The sequence below is a fragment of the Paenibacillus faecis genome (assembly GCF_008084145.1).
In the GTDB taxonomy this organism is placed as follows: Bacteria; Bacillota; Bacilli; order Paenibacillales; family Paenibacillaceae; genus Fontibacillus; species Fontibacillus faecis.
In genome coordinates, this window is the sequence record NZ_VSDO01000001.1 from 90,885 (window position 1) to 116,229 (window position 25,345).

At 55.0% G+C, this 25,345-nt stretch carries 21 protein-coding genes and 1 pseudogene; 4 read left to right on the forward strand and 18 right to left on the reverse strand.

From position 1 onward, the window contains the following. Positions 1 to 111: 111 nt before the first annotated feature. The 7 genes from FRY98_RS00415 to FRY98_RS00445 form a co-directional block, all read right to left on the reverse strand. The gene (locus tag FRY98_RS00415) at positions 112 to 1,350 is read right to left on the reverse strand and encodes a response regulator transcription factor (protein WP_148449656.1); all 1,239 of its coding nucleotides are present in this window, start codon (positions 1,348 to 1,350) and stop codon (positions 112 to 114) included. Continuing rightward, entirely contained in the window at positions 1,325 to 3,112 is a 1,788-nt protein-coding gene (locus tag FRY98_RS00420) for a sensor histidine kinase (protein WP_148449658.1), read from the reverse strand. Before FRY98_RS00420 ends, FRY98_RS00415 begins: the two co-directional genes overlap by 26 nt. Positions 3,113 to 3,155: 43 nt before the next feature. Further along, complete coding sequence (locus FRY98_RS00425) at positions 3,156 to 4,088, reverse strand: hypothetical protein (RefSeq protein WP_148449660.1); 933 nt, start codon at positions 4,086 to 4,088, stop codon at positions 3,156 to 3,158. Positions 4,089 to 4,120: 32 nt separating this feature from the next. Beyond that, complete coding sequence (locus tag FRY98_RS00430; protein WP_148449661.1) at positions 4,121 to 4,681, reverse strand: hypothetical protein; 561 nt, start codon at positions 4,679 to 4,681, stop codon at positions 4,121 to 4,123. 9 nt (positions 4,682 to 4,690) lie between these two features. Continuing rightward, the gene (locus FRY98_RS00435; protein ID WP_148449663.1) at positions 4,691 to 5,626 is read right to left on the reverse strand and encodes a Gfo/Idh/MocA family protein; all 936 of its coding nucleotides are present in this window, start codon (positions 5,624 to 5,626) and stop codon (positions 4,691 to 4,693) included. A gap of 264 nt (positions 5,627 to 5,890) precedes the next feature. Further along, a complete protein-coding gene (locus tag FRY98_RS00440) occupies positions 5,891 to 7,183 on the reverse strand; it encodes an arsenic transporter (protein WP_148449665.1) in 1,293 nt (430 codons plus the stop codon). 98 nt (positions 7,184 to 7,281) lie between these two features. Continuing rightward, positions 7,282 to 8,544 (reverse strand): MFS transporter, encoded by a 1,263-nt coding sequence (locus FRY98_RS00445; protein WP_148449667.1) that lies wholly within the window; start codon positions 8,542 to 8,544, stop codon positions 7,282 to 7,284. 209 nt (positions 8,545 to 8,753) lie between these two features. On the opposite strand from FRY98_RS00445, the gene chrA reads away from it, so the two are divergent. After that, positions 8,754 to 10,013, forward strand: coding sequence for a chromate efflux transporter (chrA, locus tag FRY98_RS00450; protein ID WP_148449669.1), 1,260 nt, complete (start codon positions 8,754 to 8,756; stop codon positions 10,011 to 10,013). A gap of 742 nt (positions 10,014 to 10,755) precedes the next feature. Continuing rightward, the gene (locus tag FRY98_RS00460; protein ID WP_148449673.1) at positions 10,756 to 11,565 is read left to right on the forward strand and encodes an alpha/beta fold hydrolase; all 810 of its coding nucleotides are present in this window, start codon (positions 10,756 to 10,758) and stop codon (positions 11,563 to 11,565) included. 37 nt (positions 11,566 to 11,602) lie between these two features. Here FRY98_RS00460 and FRY98_RS00465 read toward each other — a convergent pair whose 3' ends face one another. The 4 genes from FRY98_RS00465 to FRY98_RS00480 all read right to left on the reverse strand — a co-directional run bounded on the left by FRY98_RS00465 (position 11,603) and on the right by FRY98_RS00480 (position 15,254). Beyond that, positions 11,603 to 12,487 carry an NAD-dependent epimerase/dehydratase family protein gene (locus FRY98_RS00465; protein WP_148449675.1) on the reverse strand — a complete coding sequence of 295 codons (885 nt, stop codon included), beginning with the start codon at positions 12,485 to 12,487 and terminating at the stop codon, positions 11,603 to 11,605. 29 nt (positions 12,488 to 12,516) lie between these two features. Further along, positions 12,517 to 12,915 (reverse strand): hypothetical protein, encoded by a 399-nt coding sequence (locus FRY98_RS00470; protein WP_148449676.1) that lies wholly within the window; start codon positions 12,913 to 12,915, stop codon positions 12,517 to 12,519. Then, the gene (locus FRY98_RS00475) at positions 12,915 to 13,748 is read right to left on the reverse strand and encodes a DUF817 domain-containing protein (RefSeq protein WP_148449678.1); all 834 of its coding nucleotides are present in this window, start codon (positions 13,746 to 13,748) and stop codon (positions 12,915 to 12,917) included. The genes FRY98_RS00470 and FRY98_RS00475 overlap by 1 nt, the downstream gene beginning before the upstream one ends. 288 nt (positions 13,749 to 14,036) lie before the next feature. Then, positions 14,037 to 15,254, reverse strand: a complete 1,218-nt coding sequence (locus FRY98_RS00480; RefSeq protein ID WP_148449680.1) for an MFS transporter — start codon at positions 15,252 to 15,254, stop codon at positions 14,037 to 14,039. 322 nt (positions 15,255 to 15,576) lie between these two features. On the opposite strand from FRY98_RS00480, the pseudogene FRY98_RS00485 reads away from it, so the two are divergent. Both FRY98_RS00485 and FRY98_RS28740 read left to right on the forward strand, forming a co-directional pair. Then, a pseudogene (locus FRY98_RS00485) lies at positions 15,577 to 16,532 on the forward strand (IS110 family RNA-guided transposase); the annotation flags it as partial. Between the two features lie 99 nt (positions 16,533 to 16,631). Beyond that, positions 16,632 to 16,802 carry a hypothetical protein gene (locus FRY98_RS28740; RefSeq protein WP_249043370.1) on the forward strand — a complete coding sequence of 57 codons (171 nt, stop codon included), beginning with the start codon at positions 16,632 to 16,634 and terminating at the stop codon, positions 16,800 to 16,802. Positions 16,803 to 17,100: 298 nt separating this feature from the next. Here the strand turns inward: FRY98_RS28740 and FRY98_RS00490 are convergent, their stop codons facing one another. From FRY98_RS00490 to FRY98_RS00520, 7 genes are all read right to left on the reverse strand, one after another. Further along, entirely contained in the window at positions 17,101 to 17,943 is an 843-nt protein-coding gene (locus FRY98_RS00490) for an aldo/keto reductase (protein WP_148449682.1), read from the reverse strand. Between the two features lie 79 nt (positions 17,944 to 18,022). Beyond that, the gene (locus FRY98_RS00495) at positions 18,023 to 19,021 is read right to left on the reverse strand and encodes a dihydrodipicolinate synthase family protein (protein ID WP_148449684.1); all 999 of its coding nucleotides are present in this window, start codon (positions 19,019 to 19,021) and stop codon (positions 18,023 to 18,025) included. 85 nt (positions 19,022 to 19,106) lie between these two features. Further along, positions 19,107 to 20,420, reverse strand: a complete 1,314-nt coding sequence (locus tag FRY98_RS00500; RefSeq protein WP_148449685.1) for a hypothetical protein — start codon at positions 20,418 to 20,420, stop codon at positions 19,107 to 19,109. Positions 20,421 to 20,506: 86 nt separating this feature from the next. Further along, positions 20,507 to 21,691 (reverse strand): M20 metallopeptidase family protein, encoded by a 1,185-nt coding sequence (locus FRY98_RS00505; protein WP_148449687.1) that lies wholly within the window; start codon positions 21,689 to 21,691, stop codon positions 20,507 to 20,509. Then, entirely contained in the window at positions 21,684 to 23,021 is a 1,338-nt protein-coding gene (locus FRY98_RS00510; RefSeq protein WP_225040730.1) for a helix-turn-helix domain-containing protein, read from the reverse strand. The genes FRY98_RS00505 and FRY98_RS00510 overlap by 8 nt, the downstream gene beginning before the upstream one ends. 17 nt (positions 23,022 to 23,038) lie before the next feature. Then, positions 23,039 to 23,911 (reverse strand): sugar phosphate isomerase/epimerase family protein, encoded by an 873-nt coding sequence (locus FRY98_RS00515; RefSeq protein WP_148449689.1) that lies wholly within the window; start codon positions 23,909 to 23,911, stop codon positions 23,039 to 23,041. Beyond that, the gene (locus FRY98_RS00520) at positions 23,898 to 24,878 is read right to left on the reverse strand and encodes a Gfo/Idh/MocA family protein (protein WP_148449691.1); all 981 of its coding nucleotides are present in this window, start codon (positions 24,876 to 24,878) and stop codon (positions 23,898 to 23,900) included. Before FRY98_RS00520 ends, FRY98_RS00515 begins: the two co-directional genes overlap by 14 nt. Positions 24,879 to 25,345: the final 467 nt, after the last annotated feature.

Here is a 25,345-nt window from a genome sequence, read left to right on the forward strand (position 1 = left end):
TCGCGAATATTATGACAGCGCTTCCAAATTGGCTATACCGTCATTTTCGCAAAAGTACGCTTCCGGTTGAATACAAAAAACCGGCTTGATCGTTCAAAAAACAGAGGAGACTCACCTCTCCTCCGTTTCGCACTTTCGGTACTCCGTCGGAGTCATTCCCGTCCATTTTTTAAAGACCTGGCTAAAATATTGGGCATTTCCGCCGAACCCGTAGTTTTCGGCCAACTCGAACACTTTTACATCCCCGTCTCTGCGAATCTGCTCGCATGCCCGTTCGATCCGGTATCGGTTCAAGTAATGGGAGAAGTTCTCGCCCGTCCCTTTTTTAAACATCTTTCCGAGATAATCCGGGTTCATATAGAGCATCTGTTGGGCTACGCCGTTCAGGGTCAGGTTCGCCTCCCGATAGTGGCGGGTTACAATTTCGATCATCTTCTCCACGACCGAGGTATGACGGCTTGACATGGTATCCTCTTGTACGATCAGCTGCCCCCCGCCGAGTCCGTATGAACGGTCCAGACACAGCAGCGCCTGTTTATACAGCTGCCGGGAATGGACGATACGGTCGGCTTCGCTTAGAACCGCCGTCACTTCCAGTTTGTACAGCCGGGTGAACGTATTTCTGGCCAGATCGACCTCGGCCTTTAGCCGGTCCAGGTCGGTGTGATCGGACAACAGGAGCAGCAGATTTCCCTCCAGGGTCGTACTCATCAGCGCGTTTGGCAGGAAGTCGCCGGCGATATTTTTTAGAGCGAACAGATGGCTGAAGTCGTAGCCGCCCGCAATCCGCAATAGCAGCAGCCGAATCGGATGGTCCTCCAGTTCCAGATTGAACATTTCCTGATAGTACTTGACTTCCAGGGGACCGTACGTCCGGTTCGTAATGAACTCGAGCAAAACCTGTTCTTTCACATGAGGCAGAACGCGCTGGAAGCGCTGTTTGATCTGTCCTTCCTCCATCTCCTGCCGCTCCATTCGCCGTCTTTCCTGAAGGAGCTCCGCTAAAGCACTCTGAATCTGGTTCTCGTTGCAGGGCTTCAATAAATAATGTTTAACCCCATACCGCATCGCCCGGCGGGCGTAATCAAACTCCCTGTAACCGGACAGCATGATAAACCGCGTTCGAGGATATGCGGCCGAAGCTTGCTCGATCAGGCCGAGACCGTCCAGGCCCGGCATAGAAATATCCGTGATTACGACATCGGGCCGGGAATGGCTCATCTTGTCCAAAGCTTCCAGACCGTTTTTGGCCGTATCCACCAGCTCGGCGCCGACGGCTTCCCAGTCGACCACCAGGGACATCCCCTCCAAAATAACACGCTCGTCATCCACCAACATGACTTTGTACATCGGTCACTCCCTCCTCGATCCAAGGTATGCGGATTGTCACGGTCGTTCCTTCTCCAGAGCGGCTTTCGATGTGAAACACCCCCGCTTCGCCGTAGGCCAGCTTGAGGCGTTCCCGAATGTTGGTCAGGCCGATTCCCTGTCCCCGGGTCCGGACGTTTCCGACACGCAGCTGCTCCAAAAATTCGGCGGTCATTCCCGGGCCGTTGTCCTTCACCTCTAAAATGACCCGCTTGCCTTCGGTCGTCACCCGAATTCGAATTTGGCAGGGCTCGACCCGGGGCTCCAATCCGTAATGGATCGCATTTTCCACTAGCGGCTGCAGGATAAGCTTAGGGATAAGGGCGGCGGTGGAGGCGGAGTCCACCTCCATCTCGAAATCCAGCCTCTCCTCATAACGAAAACGCTGAATGATCACATAATTTCGCACGATATCCAGCTCCTTCTCCAGCGTGATCCATTTTTCAGACATATTGGAGGAATTCCTTAACAGGAAACCTAAAGCCTCCACCATTTCGGAGATTTGGCGCTGTTTATGCATTTTGGCCAACCAGTTGATCGATTCCAGCGTATTGTACAAAAAATGCGGATTAATCTGCGCCTGCAGCGCCTTAAGCTCCGTCTCCCGGATCACCAGCTGCTTGGCGTAGTTCTCGTAAATCAGCTCGCGAATCCGCTGCATCATCATCATAAAAGTACGGTAGAGTTGGCCTACTTCGTCCTGGAGGGAGCCGGGAAGGGGACCGAGGGCCGCCTCCTCGAGTTTGTCCAGATCCCCCTTTTCGATCTTGCGCATCTTCTTGATCAATAGCGCGATCGGGCTGGTGATGCTGCGGGCAAATCGGGCGCCGACAGTCAGCGCCGTCAACAGAATCGCCACGAAAATGACGATCACGAGCCGCTTCACCCATTGAGTCTGCTTGAACATTTCGTCGAAGGGCGTCATGTAAAAATACACCCAATTCGTATACGTGGAGAAGGTCCGCGCCACGAAGTAGCGCCCCTGTGCGAAATGCGCGATCCCGTAAGGCTCCGTCCGGTTCATCTCGGACAAAATCTCCCTTTGATCCACCGGGGAATCCGACGGGTAGACCACCTCCGTGCCGTCGCTGATGACCAGCCGGGAGCCTTCCCCCGGCTCCTGCATCTGGTCCTCCACGATCCGGTCGACCCGAATGCGGATCACCAGCGTGCCGAGCTGCTCCAGCGTAAAGGCTCCCTCCGTAAATGACCGGATTTGCCGGACCGACAGCAGCCGGGCCTGACGGTCTCCCCCGGTGTACCAGGAATTGGAGCCGGCGTGCTGTTGTCCGAGCGATACGAGCTCAGGGAGCATGGAAACCGGAAGCCCTTCCCGGTTGCCCGCGGCCATAACCGTATTCTCATTGTCGATCAGCAGCATGGAATAAACGTATTTCTCCGATCCGGCGTATGCGACGAGGCGGTTGGTGATCTTTTTGCGGAGGGCCGTTTTGGCATAAGCCGTGTCTGCTTTCGCAAGCTCCAGCAAATACCTCTGCAGTTGTTCGTCGGACATCACTTTAAACGAGAGATTCGCCATTTCCCGCAGTTGGTTTTCAATCCCCACCGAGGACAGATTCAAAACCTGGGAGGATTTCTCGTAGATTTGTCTGTCGTAAATCTGGAATACGTATTGAAGCACGGACAAGTAAAAGCCAAAGCAAAACAGCATTAAAAGCGAAATAAGAAGGATCATCTTACGATGAATCGGCAAACGATTGAAAGCGCTTTTAACTTTGTTCATCCCAATGGCTCCTTCGAAGGATTGAAATGAAAACAACTGCTGCTTACAAATAATTCTCCACTTCCTGCACGTATTTCCGCCGCACATCACCCAATTCTTGTTCGACCCGACGTGTGGCCGACTCCAGCCCGTTGACCGCTTTATTTACCTCGGCCAAACGCAGCTTCACCTGATCATGCAGTTCATGGATCCGCCCCTGGACGAGCCAATCGGCGATCAGTCCGTCAAAGAAATAATCGGAGAAGCGGAGAACTCCCGAAATCTCCAGCCCTGAAGTAAAATCGCTGCCGCCTACATCCTGGAGTTCCTTTTCGAAGCGGCGCAAGTTCGTCTGGGCCGCATACATATGCTCTAGGGCTTCATCGAGCCGGCTATGCTTGAGATGCGTGGACAGCATGCCCCCGCCAAGCATGTCATAGGTTCCCCAATTTCTGGCTGACCGCAAGTCTTCCTCCGCCAGCTCCAGGTCGTGCCGTACGGATTGCCCCGCACGAATCGCTTCTTCCAGCTCTCTCAACTCCACGGTCAGAACAGCCTGCCGTTCGGCCGACTCCCGAAGCGGCTCGTTGTTCTCAAGAACGATCTTCTCTTTGGCTTCAAAAATCGCATCGTATTCCCGTTTCCAGTTACGGACTGCCCCCAACTGGCGTTCGAGAAAGGCGATTTGTTCCCGCGTATCCCGAACGGCCCGATCGGCTTCCTCGTATTTCAGCCGGGCCGAGATCACCTCCCGCTCCTCCTTGTCGAGCTTCTCCGCTTTTTTACCCGTCATCGTAAACAGCAAATTGGTCAAGGACATTCCCGTTAAACGGGCCACATCCTCCTCTTCGCCCGCAAGCCGGCCAGCCGCGGCCTTTCTGGCCTGCTCCAAGCCGGACAACTCTTCCTGCAGCTTTTGGAGTCGATGCTCCCATTTTTCTTTGCGGCGCCCCTTCTCCTTCACTTCCGCCAAACGCTCGTTCAGATTTTCAAACATTGGGATCCCCCTCTTGTCCGGAAAAATAAAATTTAACTTCTTGGATTAAACGGATGTTCCAACTCTCTCCCCGCTCTTCGCATCACCATAAAGATCAAGAAATAAGCCACGATGGAACACATCGTCATAAGTTGAATCCACGGTTCGATATCGACATAGCGTGCAACCGGCACAGCCGCCAAATACGCGGCGGTGCTGCCGAAATAGAGACGCCAGCGGAAACGCAGCGATGAAGCCAGATCGCTTCTTCCCCTCAGCAACGCTAGTTCCCTTGTTCCCAAGCAAAGGCTATAGAACAACACAAGCTGCAGTAAACCGGAGGCATAATCCAGAACCGGATCGTCATTCGGCAACAAACCGGATGCGTCCGCTTTGAAGTAAAGTGGACGAAAAAAAGTGACTGCCGAAATGACGACAAGCAAACCCGCAGCATAACATCCCCAACGAAACACCTTTTCCTTCCGGCGAAGGGCCTTCAACTCGTGGAAAATTAACAGATATCCGAGAGGGTCCGGAAGCACATCAATGGGGGCGTGCAAATCCAGCAACACAAGCAGCATGCCGAAGGCGATCCGGTAAAAAACCAGCTTCATTAGCCGCCCCTACGCCTGTTGATCAAACGCAAAAGCGCCGACCGCCTCTGCCTGCCTAACGATAAGCTCACAAACCCGGTGGCTCTCCAGGGCATCCTTCGGAGAAATGGCTGGCGGCCTGTTCTCGCGTACACAGGCGATGAAATGCTCGACGATCGCAACAAATCCTCTGCGGAACAAAACCGAATCCCAATCCTTGAAGTGATGATGCCGCTCCCCTCCCGCCGAAAAATGCACGGTTGTGTTGAGCCCATGTACCACCCATTTATTCCCCGGACTCATGACCTCCACAATTTCATCGTTGGCTCCCGAATCCCGGTTCATGATCCCCGTACAAATAAAGCCGTCCCCTTGAAGCTGCAGCTGCACATGCACCAACTTCCCTTCCCGGACGCGGGTGAAAATCCCGGGCTCTTCGGTAATTGGGCCGGGGGCCAGGAAGCGGATCGTATCCACGACATGGATAAAATCGTCATATATGAAGCGGCGGGCGAAGTCCGGCGAGAACAGCCGGTTCTTTTGCAGCAAAATCGCGTGCCTGTCCCTTTGCTCCTCCAACGCGGCAAGCATCGGTGCAAAACGGCGGTTGAACCCGACCATCAGGATGCGGCCGGCCTGCTCCGCGAGCGCCGTAAGCCGTTCGGACTCCTCGTAATCATAAGATATCGGCTTGTCGATATAAACGTGAACTCCGCTCCGCAGCAATTGCTCGGCAATAAGGGCGTGCGACTCGGTCGACGCATGTATAAACGCCGCATCGATATTTAAGCCGATTAACTCTTCCACGCTCTGAACGGCCTCCGCTACCCGATACTTGGCCGCAAGCCTCCGCAACGTCTCCCGATTTCGCGTGCAGAGTACCGGCTGGATGTCCTCCATTGCCGCAATAACCGGCAGATACGCCTTTTGGGCGATATCGCCGAGCCCGATAATTCCGATTCGCATGAAGATTCTCCTCCTATGTAAAAAATTCCAAGTCCCTTTCATTTTGGCACACGGGTGAATCCGTGTAAACTCGCATGGAAATCATCGTGAAGTATTCGGGTGAGCATAACAATGAAGAATAGGGATGAAAAAAGCCGGAATAACTGGAATTATAAACGCCTTCCGTTATTTCCGGCTATAGGATTTATTTGCTTTCCGTTACGGATCCCCCAAATCCCTAATGCCAGCGGGTGGCGTTCGGGTTGGAAACAACCGGGCAGAACTTTAAGAAGCGATCAGCAGCCACGCGTATAGTCCCGATAGTGTTATCAACAGTGTCGGGACCGTCAGCAAAATGCCGGTTTTAAAATAACGGCCCCATGTAATCCGGACTCCTTTTTTGGCCAGAACGTGCAGCCAAAGCAAGGTCGCCAGCGATCCGATCGGCGTAATCTTCGGCCCGAGATCCGAACCGATCACGTTGGCATAGATCAAGGCTTCTCGGATTAGACCTTCGGTAGGGGTACTGTCGATAGCCAGCGCATCGATCATCACGGTAGGCAGGTTATTCATTACGGATGACAGAATGGCGGCCAGAAAACCCATTCCTACCGTCGCGGTATACATTCCGCCCTCGGCAACCCGCTGAATCGCGGCGCCGAGATAATCGGTCAGACCTGCATTCCGAAGCCCGTAAACCACCACATACATCCCGATGGAGAACACGACGATCGACCAAGGCGCCTCCTTGATCACGCGCCGGGTATGGACCGCGGGGCTGCGCCGGGTTGCCAGGATGAACAACAAGGCTACGGCCCCTGCCGCCAAAGACACGGGAATTCCGATGAACTCGGCGGATAAATAGGCGGCCACCAGCAATCCAAGGATAAACCACGACAACCGGAACATCGCCGGATCCTTAACGGCTTCGCGCGGTTTTTTCAATTGCCGCAGATCATAGTCAGCCGGAATGTCTTTCCGAAAAAACAAATACAGGACCAGCATACTTGCGCCCAAAGAAACCAAGCTCGGCACAATCATGCGCGAGGCATATTCCGTAAAGCCGATGCCGAAATAATCGGCGGATACGATATTCACTAGATTGCTGACCACCAGCGGCAAGGACGTTGTGTCGGCGATAAATCCGCCCGCCATGATAAACGGCAGCACTTTGCGTTCATCGAAGCGTAAGGCCCGAACCATCGCCAGGACGATCGGGGTCAGGATCAAAGCCGCCCCGTCGTTGGCAAACAGTGCCGCGACGGCCGCCCCAAGCAGAATGACATAAATAAACATACGCCGCCCGCTTCCTCGAGCCAGCCTTGCCATGTGGAGCGCAGACCATTCGAAGAACCCGATCTCATCCAGCAAAATGGAGATGATGATAATGGCCACAAAGGCCAGCGTCGCATTCCAGACAATCCGGGTCACGTCGCCGACATCGGCGAAACTGACAACCCCAAACATCAAAGCCAGTGCGGCCCCTCCGGCGGCAGACCAGCCGATGCCGAGTCCTCTCGGCTGCCAGATGACAAACACCAAAGTAATTAAAAATACGCCCCCTGCAATATACTCCACTCCAATTTCTCTCTCCCATCAAATACAGCAGTAAACAATTATTTAAAGGCCAACTTATACCCTAAAAACGGGCCTGCCGCAGCATGCCCGCACCAACCCTACTTAGCTTCCACCGCCGTTTCAAAGGATTTTCGATGCATCCAGCCCACTCCGGCCGCCAGCAAGCTTATGACCGCAGCGAACAGATACATATTCACGATGCCGAACCATTCGGCTACACCGCTCATAAACAGCAGCGACAGGCCAAAAATCGTATTCAGCAGCGTCGATTGCGCCGAAAAAACTTTGGGCAGCATCTCCGCTCCCACACTGCGCTGAATGAGCGTTCTCCGGGACACGGCGGCCAGCTCCGTAAACGGCCCGGTCAGCAGAACGATCAGCAGTGTCAACGGGGCATACTGATTGAGCGCGAACCATGCCGTAAACGCGGCATAACCCAGCATTCCCGCCAGCATCGCCGGAAATATCCGCTTCTCCAGCCGCTCCACGAGAGCGACGACGACCAGCCCGCCGAGTACGGCCCCGGCAAAATAACTCGCGTTAATATAGCCCCACCACTTCTCATCCTTCATCAGAATTTCGTTAACGAACACCAGCAGAAACGCGCCGGCCCAAACCGAACCTCCCAGCATATCCGTGGCATCCATAAAAGTCAGCGAACGAAGCCGCGGAGATTTCCACAGCGTCACCCATCCTTCCTTTAAAGTATCCCACCGGGAAGCGGAGCCGTTATCGGCTCCCCCATTCGAACGGGATCCTGTTCGGATATCCCAGAGACTTCGACGGGCGGGTTCAGTCGGATCCTCGATCCAGATCGTAGCTAACATTGCCGCCCCGTAACATACCGCAACGCCAAGCAGAACCGGATAAGCTCCGAATGAGGCGACCAGGACGCCGCTGATCGCCCAACCCGCGAACTGAACGATCTGATCGGTCGTGGCGATCAAACCGTTGGCTTTCATAAGAACCCGGTCGTCGGTAAGCCGCGGAATCAGCGCATTCCGAGCCGGTGTCGTCCAGCCGTCCAGAAACGAAATGCCGATGATGAGCCCATATACCGGGAGCATCTCTTCCCCGCCAAACCATGGAGAAACATAGCCCGCCAGCAAGCCGAAGAGGGCAAATTGCCCGAACTGCGACAAGGTCAGCAAAAAGGGCAGCCTATACTTGTCGATCATCAGCGGGGCGATGAACCCGCTAAACAATTGCGAGGTGACTCTCAAAAAAGGAACCAGCGTGGCGAACACGACCGAATTCGTCCGTTCCAGCACGAAGGTGGTCAGCGCAACCAAATAAAGCACGTCGGCGCTGTTCGACAGCGTCTGTGAACCCCATAATACGTAAAAAGATCGTTTGAACATCTCTTTGTTTCTCCTTATGCATTTTCAATTATCCAATTTCCTAAGTCCAGTGGCCAAGAGTTGCAGCTAGAACATCAAATCGGTCTCATCGTTTAAACCCTTCCTACTCATTCAAATTATATTAATGATATTAATATTACTATAACGTGGATCTGCGTTTACAGTCCAATGCTATAATAACTCGAATCTTGACCTTAAGGGAGTGTCTCATGAACAAACACACTTCAACCCGTATCCCGTTACCGCGGAGAATCCGCCGCTTCGGTGAAATCTTGGCGGTCTCCGCCAAATTGGGGCTGACCTCCTTCGGGGGGCCGATCGCGCATTTGGGCTACTTTCACGAAGAATACGTGAACAAACGCAAATGGATAAGCGAACAAAGCTACGCCGAGCTGGTCGCGCTGGCCCAGTTTTTGCCGGGACCGGCGAGCAGCCAGGTCGGCATCGGCATCGGCCTGCAGCGCGGCGGGCTGGCCGGAGCTGTCGCCGCCTGGCTCGGCTTCACCCTGCCGTCCGCGGCGGCGATGGCCCTGTTCGCCCTGGCGCTGCGGGGGATGGACGTGAGCGGCTCCGCCTGGCTGCACGGCCTGAAGCTGACCGCCGTGGCGGTCGTGGCCCATGCCGTGTGGAGCATGGGCCGCAAACTCGCGGCAGGCCCGAGCCGCGCCGCGATCGCCGTGCTGGCCTGCGCGCTGGCGCTGCTCTGGCCGGGGGCCTTCGGCCAGGTGGCCGCGATCGCCGCGGCGGGGCTGGCCGGGCTGTGGCTGTTCCGCGGCGGCGGGACCGAGGCCGCCGGCCCAAGCGGCGGCGCCGATGCGCCCGCGCCTCAACCGCCGCTGCAATGCGGAGCCGCCCTGTTCAGCCTGGCGCTGTTCTTCGCCCTGCTCCTGCTGCTGCCGCTCTTCACGCGGCTGGCGGGAGCGGGAGCCGGCGCGGGCGGGGAATCGCTGCGGCTGGTCGACAGCTTCTACCGCGCGGGCTCGCTCGTGTTCGGCGGCGGTCATGTCGTCCTGCCGCTGCTGGAAAGCGAAATCGTCCCCGCCGGTGTAATCGGCGGGGACGATTTCCTGGCCGGGTACGGCATGGTGCAGGCCATGCCCGGCCCCTTGTTCACGTTCGCCTCGTATCTCGGCGCCGTGTGGGGCGGCATCCCGGGTGCGATGCTCGCCACCCTGGCGATTTTCCTGCCCGCGTTTCTGCTGATCCTCGGCGCACTCCCGTTCTGGAGCCGCCTGTCCCGGCATGCGCGGGCCCAAAGCGCCCTGCACGGCGTTAACGCCGCCGTGGTAGGCCTACTTCTCGCCGCGCTGTATGATCCGATCTGGACGACCTCGGTCCGGAATGCCGGCGATTTCAGCCTGGCTTTGCTGCTGTTCGCCATGCTGGCCTGGTGGAAGCTGCCGCCCTGGACCGCCGTCGTGGCCGGCGCCGCGGGCGGCCTGCTGCTAGGCCTGCTGACTTCCCTTTGATCCCTTTACTCCTCATAGATCATCTTGTGCGTCATGCCGCCGTCCACCACCAGGTGGGCGCCGGTCACGAACGTGTTTTTATAACCATACAGGTTGAACTGTTGATTTGCATATTAGACAGCGGTATAAAGAGTTCTTATCACACTCTTGACCTGCAACTAAGGGTTTGGTTCGAATTAAAGGGAATTCTTCCCGTTAATTTGGTGCGTAATCGGCTGCAGAGGCGAATTAGCTGGAAAACCTCCCGCTAATTCGCCTGAAATGGTGTATATCGGCAATAGGGCCGATAAATAGCTGGAATATTTCCAGCTAAATCCGATGGAAGAGCCAAGATCGGTACATTAACAGGATATTTTCCCGTTAATGGTGTAGACTCCGGCGGACCTATATAGAAGTGATGGATTCGAAGAAATGAGGTTTGATTAAAGTAACACAAATTGACTATGAATTGTGATTATGAAATCATGAAATAGGGTGATGAAATGACGAAGTTGGTGAATACGGAAAATACGGATCGTTCCGCTAGCAATAGGGGAGGTAACCGGAAAGGAGCGGGCCGCAAGCCCATAGGCGTAACTAGAAAAATTTCATTGACTTTACCGCAGGAATGCTGGAAAGAAATAGACCGGTACTGTCACAGAGGAGATTATTCTGTCTCCGAAGTATTGCGATCCATTATCGAAGACAACCTTCATAAAGCCGATCTATTATGAACTCGTGGTTGTAGGAGGAGGTTCATGTTATGGCAGAAGACACTTTAAACATGGATGGTGGACACCTTTTTTACCAGGTTTCCGGAGAAGGTGATCCCGTTGTTCTGATCCATGGAAATTTTAATGATCATCACATCTGGAATGAACAAGCTGACTCTTTTGCCGCACATTACAAATTAGTCCGGTATGATTTAAGAGGATATGGTCTTTCCAGTACGCCAAATACCTCCTTCTCCAATATAGAAGATTTAAAGACACTGATTGATTTTCTGAAGCTCCGTAACGTTACATTGGTTGGCTCTTCCATGGGGGGCGGCATTGCTACAGACTTTACTCTGACTTATCCTCATTTAGTCAAAAACCTGATTTTGGTGGCGCCTTCCATAAACGGCATTCCATATCCAAAAATGATGATGTGGCAAGGAACTAAGAATTTTATCAACCTTCGTTTGAAAGGACGGAAGAAGGCCATTGATTCATTCATAGCTAATCCTTACTGGCAATACTTCTTTCCTTCCGCAAGAAAAAAAGAAGCCCGAACAAAATTGATCAACAATGTCAGTAATCCCAACAACTTCTGCAGGTTCTCCCCCAGTCTTTCAGTTGCAGTTAAGCCTTATGCTTTTCATCGATTGCATGAAATAAACATACCGACTCTCATCATCATTTCGGATCAGGATCATTCATTCAACAAGAAGTCTGCGGAAACTTTACATAAAAATATTAAATCATCCTCAAAAATAATCCTGGAAGACTGTGGTCACCTCCCATTTATTGAGGCATCGAATGAATTTAATCAAGCGGTTCTTGATTTTCTGTCAAAATGCCCGCTGAACTAAAAAAGGGTGCTTTGCCACGCAAAGCCCCCCTTCCAGTTCAACCCCGACCTTGGGCTATATTCCGAATCAGGTCCGGCAGCCATTCCTGCAGGGAACTAAAGCGGTAACCCGCCGCCCGGGCTTTGGAAATATCCATATACCAGGAGGCGCCGACCCCAAACGGCGAGGCGTCGCCCGGATCCGTTACCGCTTGGAGCAGCGCCGGCTTGCCGGTTTCCCGCTCGATCAGCTCCATTAAGCTGCGCAAAGTAATCGTCCCTTCCGAGCTCGCATTGATCGGTCCACGCAGTTCCGAGCCGCCGAGCCATCGCAAAAAGGAGGCCGTCTCGGCCGAGGAAATAAACGACATCGCCGCCTCCGGATTGGGCATGCCAATCGGCGTCCCCTTCATTACCCGTTCGATATGAAAATGGAGCCGCCGGGTGTAGTCATCCGGCCCCAGAACGATCGGAATCCGCATGGCGGCCACCGGAAATTCCGCCAGTTGAAAAAAGGCCGCTTCCGCCTGCCTCTTTCCTTCCCCGTAATCAAAGTCATCCCGATCCCCGCTCTTCCGTTCATAGGTATAAGGATCAAAGTCCTCCTCAACCAGCGGGGACGCCCCAAACCCGTAAACCGACAAGGTAGACGTCAGGATGTATCGCCCCACATGCCCGTCAAATGCCCGAATCGCCGCTTCGGCTTCACCGGGCGAATAGCAGATATTATCGAACACCACATCCCAAGGTCCGGCCGCGGCCACGCTGCGAAGCGAGCCTTCATCCGTCCGGTCCACGGTTCTCCGGATCACGGGGTGGTCAAACGCCGCCTTCGTTGTTCCCCGGGTCGCCACTGTAACCTCGTGAACGCCATCCTGCAGGAGCAGATCAACCAATCTTTTGCCGAAATATCGCGTTCCGCCAAGCACCAACACTTTGCCCATACGTTTCGACCTCCTGTATACATCTTTTATCAGCGGCTGTCGAACAGACTTTTCATCAGGCTGAGCCCGCACAGCATCGCAATGTAAAACTGTCCTTCATGAGCCGCTATACTTTTATATAACGAGGAATAGGGCATATTTAGATACAGGTCCGCCACCGGGTAAAGCAGCAGAAGGAGCGCCGGGAGAAATACGAAAAAAAACAACGGACGCGTAAACGCCCGGCGGTTCGGCAATCCGCCCAGCAAGCTTACGTAGGCGCCGAGCACCAACCCATAAAGCATATTGCCCAGTTGTTTGTAGCTGATTTTAAGAAATTTGTCCGGATTTTGCTCCATCATCCCCACGAAGCGATTTCCGTAATAGAGCAGTACAAGCGCCCCCAACGTCCATAGCGCATAGTAAAAATACCCCTTGGATTTATTCATCATTTAGCCCCTCTATCTATGGTTTTCGGATTATCGATATTCGGATCGGGGTTCGCGTTTTGGGGGCCTGCCCCGATTCCCGCTTTAACCCGCTTTAACTGTGCGACGATAATGATGCTGATCACCACCAGCAGAAACCAGGAACTGATTTTGCCGAGATGCACCACCCGCCAGATTTGCTCTTGGTCGGGATAGCTCCAAGCCCCCAGGAAGGTCGATATATTTTCGGCAACCCAGATAAAGAAAGCGATCAGCAAAAAGGACAGGGTCAACGGCAGCCAATACGTTCTCCCGAGCAGGGTGAAATGAACCCGGGTCTTGAAAAAGACGATAATCAAAATCGCCGTCAACCCCCAGCGGTAGTCCCCGATATAATGATGCGTGAAAAAATTGAAATAAATGGCCGCGCAAAGCGGAACGACATAATAAGCCGCGGGCCAGTCGGTCATCCGCAGGTCAAGCCTCCGCCAAGCCTGGCAAATGTAACTGGCCACACTGGCGTACATGAACCCGCTGTAAAGCGGAACGCCGAACACTTTGCTCCAGCCTTCCCCGGGATAAGACCACGAACCCATATGAACTTTGTAGAGTTCGAGAGCCAATCCGATCAAGTGAAACACGCAGATGACCTTCAGCTCATCGATCGTCTCCAATTTAAAGGCGACCATACCGACTTGAGCCAGCAGGCACACGACCAGAATCAAGTCATAACGGGGCACGCCGGGAATTTCCACGATTTTGGTTAAACCGAGAGTCCCGAAAATAATGACCGGAAAAATGCACGACAGCGCCTGAAGCCAGGCGAATTGCAGCAAACTGCGGATGAAACGCATAGGACCTCCCCGTATTCCGCTAAGCTCGCGGTTCTTTTTCTAAGATATCATATCTTCGCCGCAAGCGACTATAGCAGGGTAAGACGAGACCTATCTCTAACCAGGCTTTGTCATTAACCCCGCTTCAGAAAAACACTCCGGTCTGTGAACAAGGGGCTCTGCCGTAACCTCAATTGCGTAACCGGCTGGCTCAGTTACATCATTAGGCTGCTATCATACAGCAAAAAGAGCCACAGCATGTGTGACTCTTTGGTTCCTTGACTCTCCGCGCTTAACTCTCTACTTGACTCAAGCCCTCAGCGCCTCATCCTTCGGTAGCAGCACGGTCAACAGACCGAGCAGCGGCAAATACGAGCAAAGCTGCATGACGAACCGGATTCCCCATTGGTCGGCAAAGTGGCCGAGCAAGGCCGAACCGAGTCCGCCAAGCCCGAAGGAAAGGCCGAAAAACAGCCCGGAGACCAGCCCCACTTTGCCGGGGAGCAATTCCTGCGCGTAGACGACGATAATCGAAAACGACGAAGACATGATGAAGCCGGCCAACACGACGAGCACGCCGGACCAGAACAGGTTGGCGTAAGGCAGCAGCAGCGAGAATGGGGCCGCGCCGAGAATCGACAGCCAGATAATATTTTTGCGTCCGTACCGGTCGGCCATCGGTCCGCCGAAAAACGTGCCGACGGCGGCCGCCGCGAGAAACGCGAACACATACCATTGCGCCGCGCTCTTGCCGACGCCGTAATGATCGATCATGAAGAACGCATAAAAGCTGGAGATGCTGATGGAGTAGACATTTTTCGAAAACAACAGCAGCACCAAAATCGTGATTGCCAGGCCGATCTTCCCCCTGCTTAAACCGGATCTTACTTCCGCCCCGGGGTGAACCGCCGATTTCCGCGGCCGCGGGCGAATGTCCAGCGACGCATACCAACGGGCTACATAAAACTGGATCACGATCGCCGCAATCGCCGCTAAAGCGAACCAGACGACACTATGCTGGCCGAGCGGGATAAAAATCAACGCCGTCATCAGCGGTCCGAGCGAGGTCCCGATATTCCCGCCGACCTGAAAAATCGACTGGGCCAGCCCCCGACGTTCCCCCGCCGCAAGGTATGCGACGCGGGACGATTCCGGATGAAAGATCGAAGAGCCGAGCCCGATGCATGTAACCGCCAGCAGAATGATACTGTAAGCGGGCGCAAAAGCCAGCATGACGATCCCGATGAGCGTAAAACAGACCCCGAGGGGCAAGATGTAGGGACGCGGACGTATGTCCGAATACAGTCCGACCAGCGGTTGAAACACGGATGCCGTGATGTTCATAGCGAACGAAATCCAACCGATCTGTCCGTAACTGAGCGTCAGCGAATCCCGCAAAATCGGAAACAAGGCGGGAATGGCCGACTGCATCGTATCGTTCAGCAAATGCACCATGCTGATGGCAAACAGAATGGGAAATACCGTTGCCGTCCGCGGTATGGACTTGCCTGCTGTTGTTTGACTCATTTTTATCTCCCCATCCGTCTCTATATAAGTTGAACGCGGTCGCGCCCGGCACCTATTAACGCAATTAACGGGAATTTCTCCCGTTAATCAAACATGGCCTAGCGGCCACCGCCAGTAATGAAAATGGTACGGTCATTCACCTACTTTTCTGTTACATTTAAAGTGTGAGTCATAGGTCGGCCAAATATTGGGGATCTACCCCGTCCGTTAATCGGACCAACTGCAGCCATGAGGATCGCCGAGTGTTGCCTTGAGCACGTGTATAAATTTTCTCCTCAAAAGGTTGCATGATTCACACCCATACTGCAACTGGAGGGATAATATGGACGCCATACGCGAATGTTGTGCTGGACTGGATGTCCACCAGGAAACTGTAGTAGCTTGCCTGCTGAGCGGGCCGCTTCATAAGAAGCCCAAGTCTGTTATTGAAACATTCGGTACCACTACACGAGAGCTCTTGCGGTTACAAGACTGGCTCGTAAAGCACGAATGCACAGAGGTTGCCATGGAAAGCACAGGAGTTTATTGGAAGCCGGTGTGGAACATACTTGAGGGCACCTGTACTTTAACCTTGGCAAATTCGCAACATATCAAAAACGTTCCTGGCAAGAAGACGGATGTAAACGATGCGGAATGGATTGCGGGATTACACCGTTGTGGGCTCATCGATGGTAGCTTCGTCCCGGATGAATCCATACGAGATTTGCGGGATCTTACTCGCTACCGTCGAAAACTCATTCAAAACCTTACTCAGGAAAAAAACCGAATCCACAAAATTCTTCAGGATGCAAATATCAAACTAACCACGTTCATCTCGGACCTGTTCGGTGTTTCTGGACGTGCCTTACTGGGATCCATCGTCAACGGGGAAGTCCTTGACGTACATGAGGTACGCAAAATGGTACACACCCGGCTGAAGATGAAGGTCCCGTTGCTGGTTGAAGCACTGAATGGTCGCCTGCGCTTGCATCACCGAAACATGATCAAGCGGCACTTGGAACATATACATTATTTAGAAAAGCAGATTCAGGAACTCGAGGCTGAGATTGAATCGGCAGTAGAGCCTCACATGAGGGAAATACAGTTGCTCGATACGATTCCGGGAATTGACTTCGATGCTGCGGCGAGCATCGTAGCGGAAATAGGTACCGATATGGCGCATTTCCCAAGTGAAGCTCACTTAGCCTCTTGGGCAGGCGTTTGTCCAGCCAACCATGAGAGTGCCGGTAAAAAAAAAGAAAAAAGAACAACCGCGGAAACAAGCATATAAAGTCCGTGTTATGCCAAGCGGCATGGGCAGCGATAAAAAAGAAGGATAGCCGGTTTACAGCAGTGTACTCCCGAATTGCAAAGAGGGCAGGCACACAGAAGGCTAACATGGCGATCGCCCATTTGATGATACGAATCATTTATGTAATGCTTCGTGATAAAGTGCCTTATGAAGAATTAGGGCGCGAGTATTTAGTTTCCGACAAAAAAGTAGCAGAGTCCCTTGTGAAGAAGCTACAAAAGCTAGGTTACCACGTCGAACTAACCGAGACTGCTTAAATATTAGTTTTTAAAAAAAGGCAAAAATCATTTAAGGGATGCTTTAAAGTCAATTTTAATTTCGCGCTGTGAAGCAACAAATTCATTTTCGTATAAATTTGGCACGTATGCTACTGTAGAGGCCAATTAGCTGGAGAACCTCCCGCTAATTCGACTGAAATTGAGTATATTAGCAATAACGCCGCGAAATAGATGGAGTTTTTCCAGCTAAATCCGATCCATGGGCCTATAGCGGTAAAATAACGGGAGATTTTCCCGTTAATTAAGAAAACCATCTCATACGATAACCTTAGAAATTTTAAAAATTAAAATTATCCGGGTCTGAACCGAAGCGTTTATTTTGATTCAAGCCATCGATGGCCGCGATATCTTCCGCGCTCAGCTCGAAATCGAAAATATCGGCGTTTTCGATAATCCGCCCTTCGTTGACCGACTTTGGAATTGTGATGACGCCGACTTGCAAATCCCAGCGCAAAATGACCTGGGCTGCGGTTTTGCCGTATTTTTTGCCGATGGAGACCAGCGTATCGTTCTTAAGCAGATGGCCTTGCCCCAACGGGGACCAGGCCTCCAACTGGATGCCTTTGCCCTGGCAGTAGGTCAGCAGTTCTTTTTGCGTCAGCTGCGGGTGGAGTTCCACCTGGTTGACGGCGGGCACCACTTCGGCCTCCGACAGCAGGTCCTCCAAATGATGGATTTGGAAGTTGCTGACGCCGATGGCGCGTACCTTCCCTTCTTTATATACCTTTTCGAGGGCGCGCCAGGTTTCTTTATACTTGCCTTTGACAGGCCAATGAACGAGGAAAAGGTCGATATATTCCAGGTTTAGTTTGTTCAAACTCGTTTCGAACGCCTGCAGCGTCGTCTCATACCCTTGATTCGAATTCCATACTTTGGATGTAATGAACAATTGATCGCGGCGAAGGCCGTTCTCTTCCATCGCTTCTCTTACCGCTTGTCCGACGCCCTCTTCATTGTTGTAGGCTGCGGCGGTGTCGATGCTGCGGTAACCGGCGCGGATCGCCGCTTTGACCGCCGAAACGACTTCATCGCCTTCTTGGGCTTTGTAGACCCCTAAACCAAACCACGGCATATGCACACCATTATTAAGCTTTACAGTATCCTGCAAATTTTTGGGCATGGATCATTTCCTCCTTGGGTTTTGGGTTCGTTTTTCCAACTATATATTATGAATGACTTTGTTACAAATGGAAAGCCGCTTAATATATTCCGTATTGTTGAATGGCCGAGCGCAGCCGCTCGATCTCGTCCGCTCGCATTTCAAAGCCGGCGATATCGTGGACCGCCTCTTCCGGGAGGATGCCTTCCGATCCGAGGCAAGCCAGCAGCCGCAGCACATATTTGTCCATCGGGGCTGTAAAGACCGCCTGGGCGTACCCGTCCACTCTGGCGCTCAGCTCCACGAACCGCGCGTACTCCTTTGCCATGTAAGCCGTGATCATGTCGCTCTGGATATTCGGAAAGGCCGCCCCCAAGCCGACAAGCGCTCCGGCCGCTCCGCACATCAGGGAATAACCGAACATCCGGTCTTCCCCGGTAATCAGCAATTTGTCGGGGAACTCGCGTCGGATCAGAGACGCCACATCCTGCAGCGTCATCACGCTATCGAGCGCAGCCATTTTCATCCCGGCCACCTGAGGCAAAGCCAGCAGTTCCCGGAGCACCTCGGCCGAATATCTGACTCCCCCCGCTTCCTCGTATAAATAAAAAAGAATCAGGGGCAAGCCCGCCTCCGCCAGCTCGCGATGGTACTCCACAATCGCGTCGTTGCGTTCCCGTTCTCCCAGGTCGCCAAAAATGACCGGCGGGAACACCAGCAGCGCGTCCGCTCCCGCCCGGCTTGCCTCTTCGGCCATAAGCCGGCTGTCCCGCCGCCAAACCTCCCTTCGGCGGGGCCCGGCGAGCGTTGGGTCGGGTAGTGCCCCGGCTCCGGCAACCAGGATTTGATCCGGCTTCAAGAACTCTTTCCACGAATCGATGACAATCGCCCTTTCATCCCGTGACAGATGCAGTCCCCGGCCGGTATGAACCCATACCGAAACGCCCGCGATGTTTTGGGCGCACAGATACGCCGCGTAGCTGCGCTGAGCCTCGGCGTGAACGACGCCATTCCGGTATCTGGTCACCGGAACCGCCGGAACCAGGCCGCCATGCAGCCGTTCTTTCACCCGGACAACCTTGTGCGTGATCTCCGTCATTCCCGTTTCCCCTTTCCCGTTTATGTATTCCCTCTATTTTCGCTCTATTTCCTTCTATTTTCCCTCTCTTTTCCTCATATTTTAATTATCCCTCTTGCTCCAAAAACCAGTTTTTCCCCCGATCCCGGTACCATTCCGTAATATCCATAAAGGAGGTGACTCCTTCCGGGTTGCGAATCTCCTCCGCGTGCCGCAAATGCAGCATCCAAGGGACTAGCCCGTGTTCGGGGTGAAAATACAGATCATGCAGCGCACGCTCTGTTTTTGCGCCTTTGCGCATACCGTAAGCGCCGGCCGGTTTTTGGAAGATCGTGTGCATCTGCAAGCTTTTTACGCCGCGCAGCGCGTATTCCAGCGCCATTTTTCCCGTACAGACGTTTCCCGTACCGGACAGCGGCGGAATCGGGCGGGCGAGCCCCTCCGCAAGCTCCAGCTTGCGAAGCAGGGTAAGCATCCGCAGATTTCTCCGGCTTAAGTCGGGTCCGCCGTATGCGGCCCCGATTTTCCCGGCAAATTCACGGGTTTGATCGTACAGCCGGTTTGCGTAGATGATATAGTCCGGCGGGGTGAAGCTGCCCTCGATCAAGGTTCGCAATGCCCCAATCTGGAACTCGTCGGCAAACATCGCGTTCATCAGCTTGATTCCGAGAACGATCTCCCCCGGAGGAAGCGACGATTTGATCTTGACCGGCACCTCGCGCAGCCAGCGGAGGACCGCGCATTGCTGCCGGGCCCGTCCCGAACCGGCCAGCGTCGGACTAAAGTCTTTTTCCATTTGCAGCGGCCCCTCCGCCCCGGATTCCCTCCAGACGCCATGCAGCCGGCGGGTCGTATATTCGTACTCTTCCAGCCGGAATTCCTCCGCCTCTCCGCCGGGCAAATGGTATTTGCAAGAGGGGACGATCACCGTGCCATGCTCTCTCCCGATGTCCAGAGCTTTGCGAAAAAAAGCGAGATAATCCCCGAACGAGCCGTGCCACCCGCGTCCTTGCCAGGTGACATTCCAGCCGGTTTCCCCCGTTTCCTTGCCGGTGATCTTTCCGACCACCATCCGGGTCTCTTTCACGGCCCATTCTTCCATGGACCTTCTTCCGTCGGCATCCTCGGCGATGACCGTCTTGAGTACGACAAACCCGAGCCGGGCGCGGCAGTCCTCCTGAACCTGCCGGACGTTCAACGACAATTGGCCCGACGCCTTGCCGAACGGATTCCGAATCGCGCGGAGACCGTAGCGGGCAGAGACGTCCAGGCCATAGGTTTCAAGCAAATAAGTTTCGATCCGCTCCGGCAGTCCCTCGCGGAAACGTTCGTAGTCCTCGCGGATCCGGGAAACGTCCCTGCTGTCCAGCAAGGGACGGTCGGGCAGTATCAGGCTGTTGCGCATCTTCATCCCTCCCATGCGGCTCATCCTCCCTGGAGATGGTTCCCCATGAAGAGTTTATTCAACAGCCGCTTGGAACTGTCCTGCCCGAAAGACCCGTTTTTTCAGCGGGTCCGCAAAAAATCCCGGGCGAATTCCGCCAGAAAAGCCGCGCCGTACTCCAGCGCCCGCTCATCGATGGTCATCTGCGGGTGGTGAAGCGGGTAGTTTCCTTCCCCCGCCCCTTTGGCGCCGACGAGCAAAAAAGCGCCGGGCACTTGCTCCATGTAAAACGCCATATCCTCGCTGGTCATCGGGGACCGGTCCAGCGGGGCCACCGCCTCCTGGCCGAACAGGTTCAGGAGGGAGGCTTCGGCGCGCCGGATCAGGCCGGGGTCGTTGACGGTCGGCGGGTAGCCGAGCTCGTAAGCGACCTCGGCCCGGGCGTTCAGCCCGCCGGCGACCGCCTCGGCCAGCGCCGCGATCCGGCGCTGCATGTGCTCGCGCGCTTCGCTGCTGACGGCGCGCACGGTGCCGCGGATCTCGACGCGATCCGCGATGATGTTGGGCAGGCTGCCGCCGCGAATCGAGCCCATGCTGAGCACCACGGGCTCGGCGGGATCGCTCTCGCGGCTGACCAGCGCCTGCAGCGCCGCGAGCACATGCGCGGCCGCCAGAATGGCGTCGACGCCCTGATGCGGGGCGGCGCCGTGCCCGGCTTTGCCGTGGACCGTGATGTCGACATGGTCCATGCTCGCCATCACGGTCCCGGGCCGGACGCCGAAGCGCCCGGTCGCCAGGTCCGGCCACAGATGGAGGCCGACGATGCCGTCCACGCGCGGCGACTCCAGCACGCCGGCCTCGACCATATGCCGGGCTCCGCCCAGCATTTCCTCGGCCGGCTGAAAGATGAACTTGACCGTCCCGCACAACTCCTCCCGGGCGGCGGTCAGCATCCGGGCCGCGCCGAGCACCATGGCCATATGCCCGTCATGGCAGCAGGCGTGCATCACGCCGTCATGCTGCGAAGCAAAGGGCAGGCCCGTCGCCTCCGTTAACGGAAGCGCATCCATATCGGCGCGCACGGCGAGGCAGGGACCCGGCCGTCCCGTTTCCAGCAGGGCGACGACCCCTGTCCCGGCCACGCCCTGCCGCACGCTCAATCCCAGCCGCGTCAAAGCGTCGGCGACGAACGCGGAGGTGAGCTGTTCCCGGAAGCCCAGCTCGGGATACTGGTGCAGATGCCGGCGCACCGAGATGATTTCATCCCTATGGGCGACGGCCAGCTCTCGAAAATTACTTTCAATCATAGTGCGCTTCCTCCAGATTCAGAGTATAAATCTGCCTAGGCCGTCCCCGGCCCGCCGGCTGCTCCTCCCCGACGATGCTGGCCATTTCATACCGCTCCAGCGCGGCCATGATGCGCCTTGCGCTGCGAAGGGTAATGCCGAACCCCTCGGCAAGCTGCGAGGCCGTGAAAGTGGACGTTCCCAAACGCCGGCACAGCGACATCAGCTTGTTGATCGTTCCGACGCTGAGCCCGGCTTTTTTCGCCATCGAAATCAGCTCGGGGTTCTCGCTACGGGCCGAATATTCCAGCGTCATTTCGGAACCCATCGGACCGTATACGATTCCGTCCTGCATGATCAAGTAGCAGTTGCCGCCCCCTCCCGATTTGGCTTTCATCAGCGCTTCCCGCGCTTTCCCCTCGGCCTCGTTTGCGGTGCGTCCGATCCCGATTCCGATGCTGGCATGCCACTGCAGCCGTTCCAGGATTTCCAGGAGCAGGGGGGCGTCCTGAAATTTGCGGGTCACCTGCTCGATGATGCCTCGCGTCGTCACGAAAGAAACCTCATTCGAATCGCTCCATTTGATCAGCGACTGCGTCTCTTCCCCGAAGTCCACGAGAATTTGCTGAAGGATGATCTTCTTGCGCTGAATTTCGTATTCGGAGGAAGCCTCCTTGGCCACTTTGGCAAAATTGTCGATATTCATAATGCCGACGGCGATCTGTGAACTGCAAAAACGCAGGCTTTTTCCCTCAAGAAGAGCCCGGTTCAGACAGTCGCGGATCGCCGAATGGGTCGGTACCACCCGGTAGGCCGGCACACCCAGCTCTTTTAAACGGTGATAGACCGAGGTTACGCAGGTGACCGTCGCCGACACCCGCCCCTGTTCCCACAGCCCGTGATGATAAGCCACCAGCTCTTCGTTGCTCATGCCGAATTCATACGGAATGACGTGCAGGTCTCGGGCCGGCAGACCGAGTTCGTTTAACGGCTCCTCCACCTCCTTGCGCTGCAGGACGTCCACGCTGATACGCAATTGGTCTTCCAGCCCCTGAACCCCGTGCCGGTATAAGTCGAACAGCACCTTGTAAAGGGCGGTTCCGGAATAGTACACATGCACCATCGGTTTATCGGGGGCGGCCGCGAGCGCGATCCGGTAAGGTATCGGCCCGGTAAACAGCAGAATATCCGCCTTGTCCCTCACCCGGTCGATGATCTCGAGCGTTTCCCGTTCATGCCGGTATGGGGCCGGAAACATCGCCAGCTCCGCAAAAAAATACCCGAACTCCAACACCGTTTCCACCAAATCCAAGGGACCGATCACCGCGACCCGCAGCTTGATCGTCATCATCCGCCACCTCCCGCTTCTTATCCGTTCCGTTCCGGTTGTTGCTCCATGGCAAAGTGTCGAATTTCGGCCAATGACCTTTTCGTGTTGCTGACCACCTGGTCCGTGTTTCCCATGTACTCGAAAGAAATAAAGCCGCCATACCCCAATTCCAGTAGCGTCCGAAAAATCGTTTTATGGTCGGCGTCTCCCTGAAAAATCGGCACCGGCTCGCTCCGGCTCCAGTCCTCATGATTCCAATGGTAATCCTTGAAGTGAACATGGCCGATGTCAGTAAAAAAACGCTTCAGGACCGGCACCGGGTCCAGATGGTCGACGAACAGATTAAATCCGTCGTAAATCAGTTCGATGCCGGGAGCCGGGATGTCGCGGACGAGCGCCGCCAGGCTTTCGGCCGTATCGGCCAGCGTATTGTTGTGGATCTCCACCGCGAGCCGGACTCCCTCGGAGCGGCATATCTTGGCCGCTTCCGTCAGGCCGGAGACGACCGCGTCCCATTCCTCCGCGAGGACGGAGCGGGACGGCCGATGTCCGGCGAAGCTCCGGATCCGCGGGCAGCCGAGCTCCCGCGCCCAGACGGCGGCCGTTCGGATACGTCTGAGCTCACTTGCCGATTCTTGCTTCCCCTTGGAGAAACAGGTGTATTCGCTAATCGCCGGAACGTGGAGCCGGCGCTGTTCCAGCAGCGTGCGCAGTTGGCTGAGGGAACCGCCGCCGTCCAGGAAGCCCCGGATATGCCCGGCCCAAAGTTCGACCCCCTGCAGCCCGATTTCCTCCGCCAAGTTCAGCACGTTTTCCAAGGGTTCTTCTTTCAGCCCCGTAGAACAGAAGCTGAACTTCAGGTCCGGCTCTTTCCCCCGGTTCCAGCCATCCGCCTCGCTATGGTCCAACATCCTGCTCCACCCCCGTCCGGTCCGATGTATAAACGGCCTCCAACGCCGCGATCACGGACCTGGCGTATTCGCCGCTGCTGTCCGGCTCCACGCCCAGTTCGATGGCCCGCAGCAAATCCTCGAACTGCAATATAAACGGGTCTTCCTCAGGGAGAGGCTGCACCTGTTCGTATTTCCCGCCTACGCTCACCCAAAGTCCTTCGGAGGAAACCAGCTTCGCCATCCCCCGGGTAAAGATCAGCTCCGTCTCGTCCCGCGCCACCCCCTCATACCCCGACTGTAAGATGACGGCGCACAGGCCGCTGTCCGTTTCCAAAAACAGACAGCCGCTGCCTTCCACATCCCCCCGGGGGCCTTCGTAGGTCACTTTGGCTTTGACTCGCCGGACCCGGCTGTCGGTCAGCCACTGAACCTTGTCGATCGAGTGGGCGCCAAGATTCATCAGGATGCCGCCGCCGGATTTTTCCTTTTCCAAAAACCATCCGGGCCGGTTATCCCGGTAATAGTACTGATGCCGCGTGTCGTGAATCGCCAGCAGCCGCCCGAGCTCACCGCTTTGGATCAGCCGTTTGGCCAGTATATTGGCCGGCTTGTAATGCTGGGTATGTCCCACCATCAGCTTGACCCCGGCATGCTTAACCGCGGCCAAAATATCGTCGCACTGCGCGGTATTGAGCGCCATCGGCTTTTCAAGCAGCAGGTGGCATCCCTGCTCCGCGCACCATACCGCACAGGGGGCGTGCAAGTAATGCGGAAGCGCGATGACGGCGATATCCGGCCTTTCTCGCAGCACCATTTCCCGGTAATCGCGGTAGTAGGAGATGCCGTATTCCTCCGCCAGCGCTCTCCCTTTGCCCTCGTCCGTGTCGGCCACGGCCGCCGCCTCCAGCTTGTCGAGCCGCCCCACCGCGTCCAGATGATTGCGCGCGATGATGCCGCCGCCGATCAGAGCTACGCGATATCTCATGTCGTTCCCTCCTCTAGTGCTTCATCAGACAACCCTGCTTGCATGGAATGCCTTGTTCATATTTTCTGTTCGGAACTAGCAAGTTGATGACTCGTTCACGATCGTTCCTAATCGTTCCTGATTCCTCCTTGACTCCTGCAGTTTCAGATCAATAGAATCCACCTTTCTGGTGTTGCCCGATACCCTTTTACAGCCTGGGGAGGCAAATAAGAGGCATTTGTGCCGTAATTTTATCGAATTCGGCCTTCGAGGCACTATTGTTGCATTAACCCGAGGGATCTAGTCGCTGTGACCACCTCTCTTTGAATCCGGGCCGGTGGATAAGGGTCTTTTGGGCCGCTATTTTGTCGAATTTGGCTCTTCGGGGAGAAATAGAGGTCATAAAAGGCCTTATTTTTGGGAAAAGCGGGCAGAAAACCGATTTTTGGGCTCACATCGGAAAAATAAGACCCTTTTTGGCCGCTATT

Excerpts from the sequence above, each read along its gene's own strand:
- FRY98_RS00415 (WP_148449656.1), bottom strand. The coding sequence starts at position 1,350 with ATGTACAAAGTCATGTTGGTGGATGACGAGCGTGTTATTTTGGAGGGG.
- FRY98_RS00420 (WP_148449658.1), bottom strand. The coding sequence starts at position 3,112 with ATGAACAAAGTTAAAAGCGCTTTCAATCGTTTGCCGATTCATCGTAAG.
- FRY98_RS00425 (WP_148449660.1), bottom strand. The coding sequence starts at position 4,088 with ATGTTTGAAAATCTGAACGAGCGTTTGGCGGAAGTGAAGGAGAAGGGG.
- FRY98_RS00430 (WP_148449661.1), bottom strand. The coding sequence starts at position 4,681 with ATGAAGCTGGTTTTTTACCGGATCGCCTTCGGCATGCTGCTTGTGTTG.
- FRY98_RS00435 (WP_148449663.1), bottom strand. The coding sequence starts at position 5,626 with ATGCGAATCGGAATTATCGGGCTCGGCGATATCGCCCAAAAGGCGTAT.
- FRY98_RS00445 (WP_148449667.1), bottom strand. The coding sequence starts at position 8,544 with ATGTTCAAACGATCTTTTTACGTATTATGGGGTTCACAGACGCTGTCG.
- chrA (WP_148449669.1), top strand. The coding sequence starts at position 8,754 with ATGAACAAACACACTTCAACCCGTATCCCGTTACCGCGGAGAATCCGC.
- FRY98_RS00460 (WP_148449673.1), top strand. The coding sequence starts at position 10,756 with ATGGCAGAAGACACTTTAAACATGGATGGTGGACACCTTTTTTACCAG.
- FRY98_RS00465 (WP_148449675.1), bottom strand. The coding sequence starts at position 12,487 with ATGGGCAAAGTGTTGGTGCTTGGCGGAACGCGATATTTCGGCAAAAGA.
- FRY98_RS00470 (WP_148449676.1), bottom strand. The coding sequence starts at position 12,915 with ATGAATAAATCCAAGGGGTATTTTTACTATGCGCTATGGACGTTGGGG.
- FRY98_RS00475 (WP_148449678.1), bottom strand. The coding sequence starts at position 13,748 with ATGCGTTTCATCCGCAGTTTGCTGCAATTCGCCTGGCTTCAGGCGCTG.
- FRY98_RS00480 (WP_148449680.1), bottom strand. The coding sequence starts at position 15,254 with ATGAGTCAAACAACAGCAGGCAAGTCCATACCGCGGACGGCAACGGTA.
- FRY98_RS28740 (WP_249043370.1), top strand. The coding sequence starts at position 16,632 with ATGGCGATCGCCCATTTGATGATACGAATCATTTATGTAATGCTTCGT.
- FRY98_RS00490 (WP_148449682.1), bottom strand. The coding sequence starts at position 17,943 with ATGCCCAAAAATTTGCAGGATACTGTAAAGCTTAATAATGGTGTGCAT.
- FRY98_RS00495 (WP_148449684.1), bottom strand. The coding sequence starts at position 19,021 with ATGACGGAGATCACGCACAAGGTTGTCCGGGTGAAAGAACGGCTGCAT.
- FRY98_RS00500 (WP_148449685.1), bottom strand. The coding sequence starts at position 20,420 with ATGGGAGGGATGAAGATGCGCAACAGCCTGATACTGCCCGACCGTCCC.
- FRY98_RS00505 (WP_148449687.1), bottom strand. The coding sequence starts at position 21,691 with ATGATTGAAAGTAATTTTCGAGAGCTGGCCGTCGCCCATAGGGATGAA.
- FRY98_RS00510 (WP_225040730.1), bottom strand. The coding sequence starts at position 23,021 with ATGATGACGATCAAGCTGCGGGTCGCGGTGATCGGTCCCTTGGATTTG.
- FRY98_RS00515 (WP_148449689.1), bottom strand. The coding sequence starts at position 23,911 with ATGTTGGACCATAGCGAGGCGGATGGCTGGAACCGGGGGAAAGAGCCG.
- FRY98_RS00520 (WP_148449691.1), bottom strand. The coding sequence starts at position 24,878 with ATGAGATATCGCGTAGCTCTGATCGGCGGCGGCATCATCGCGCGCAAT.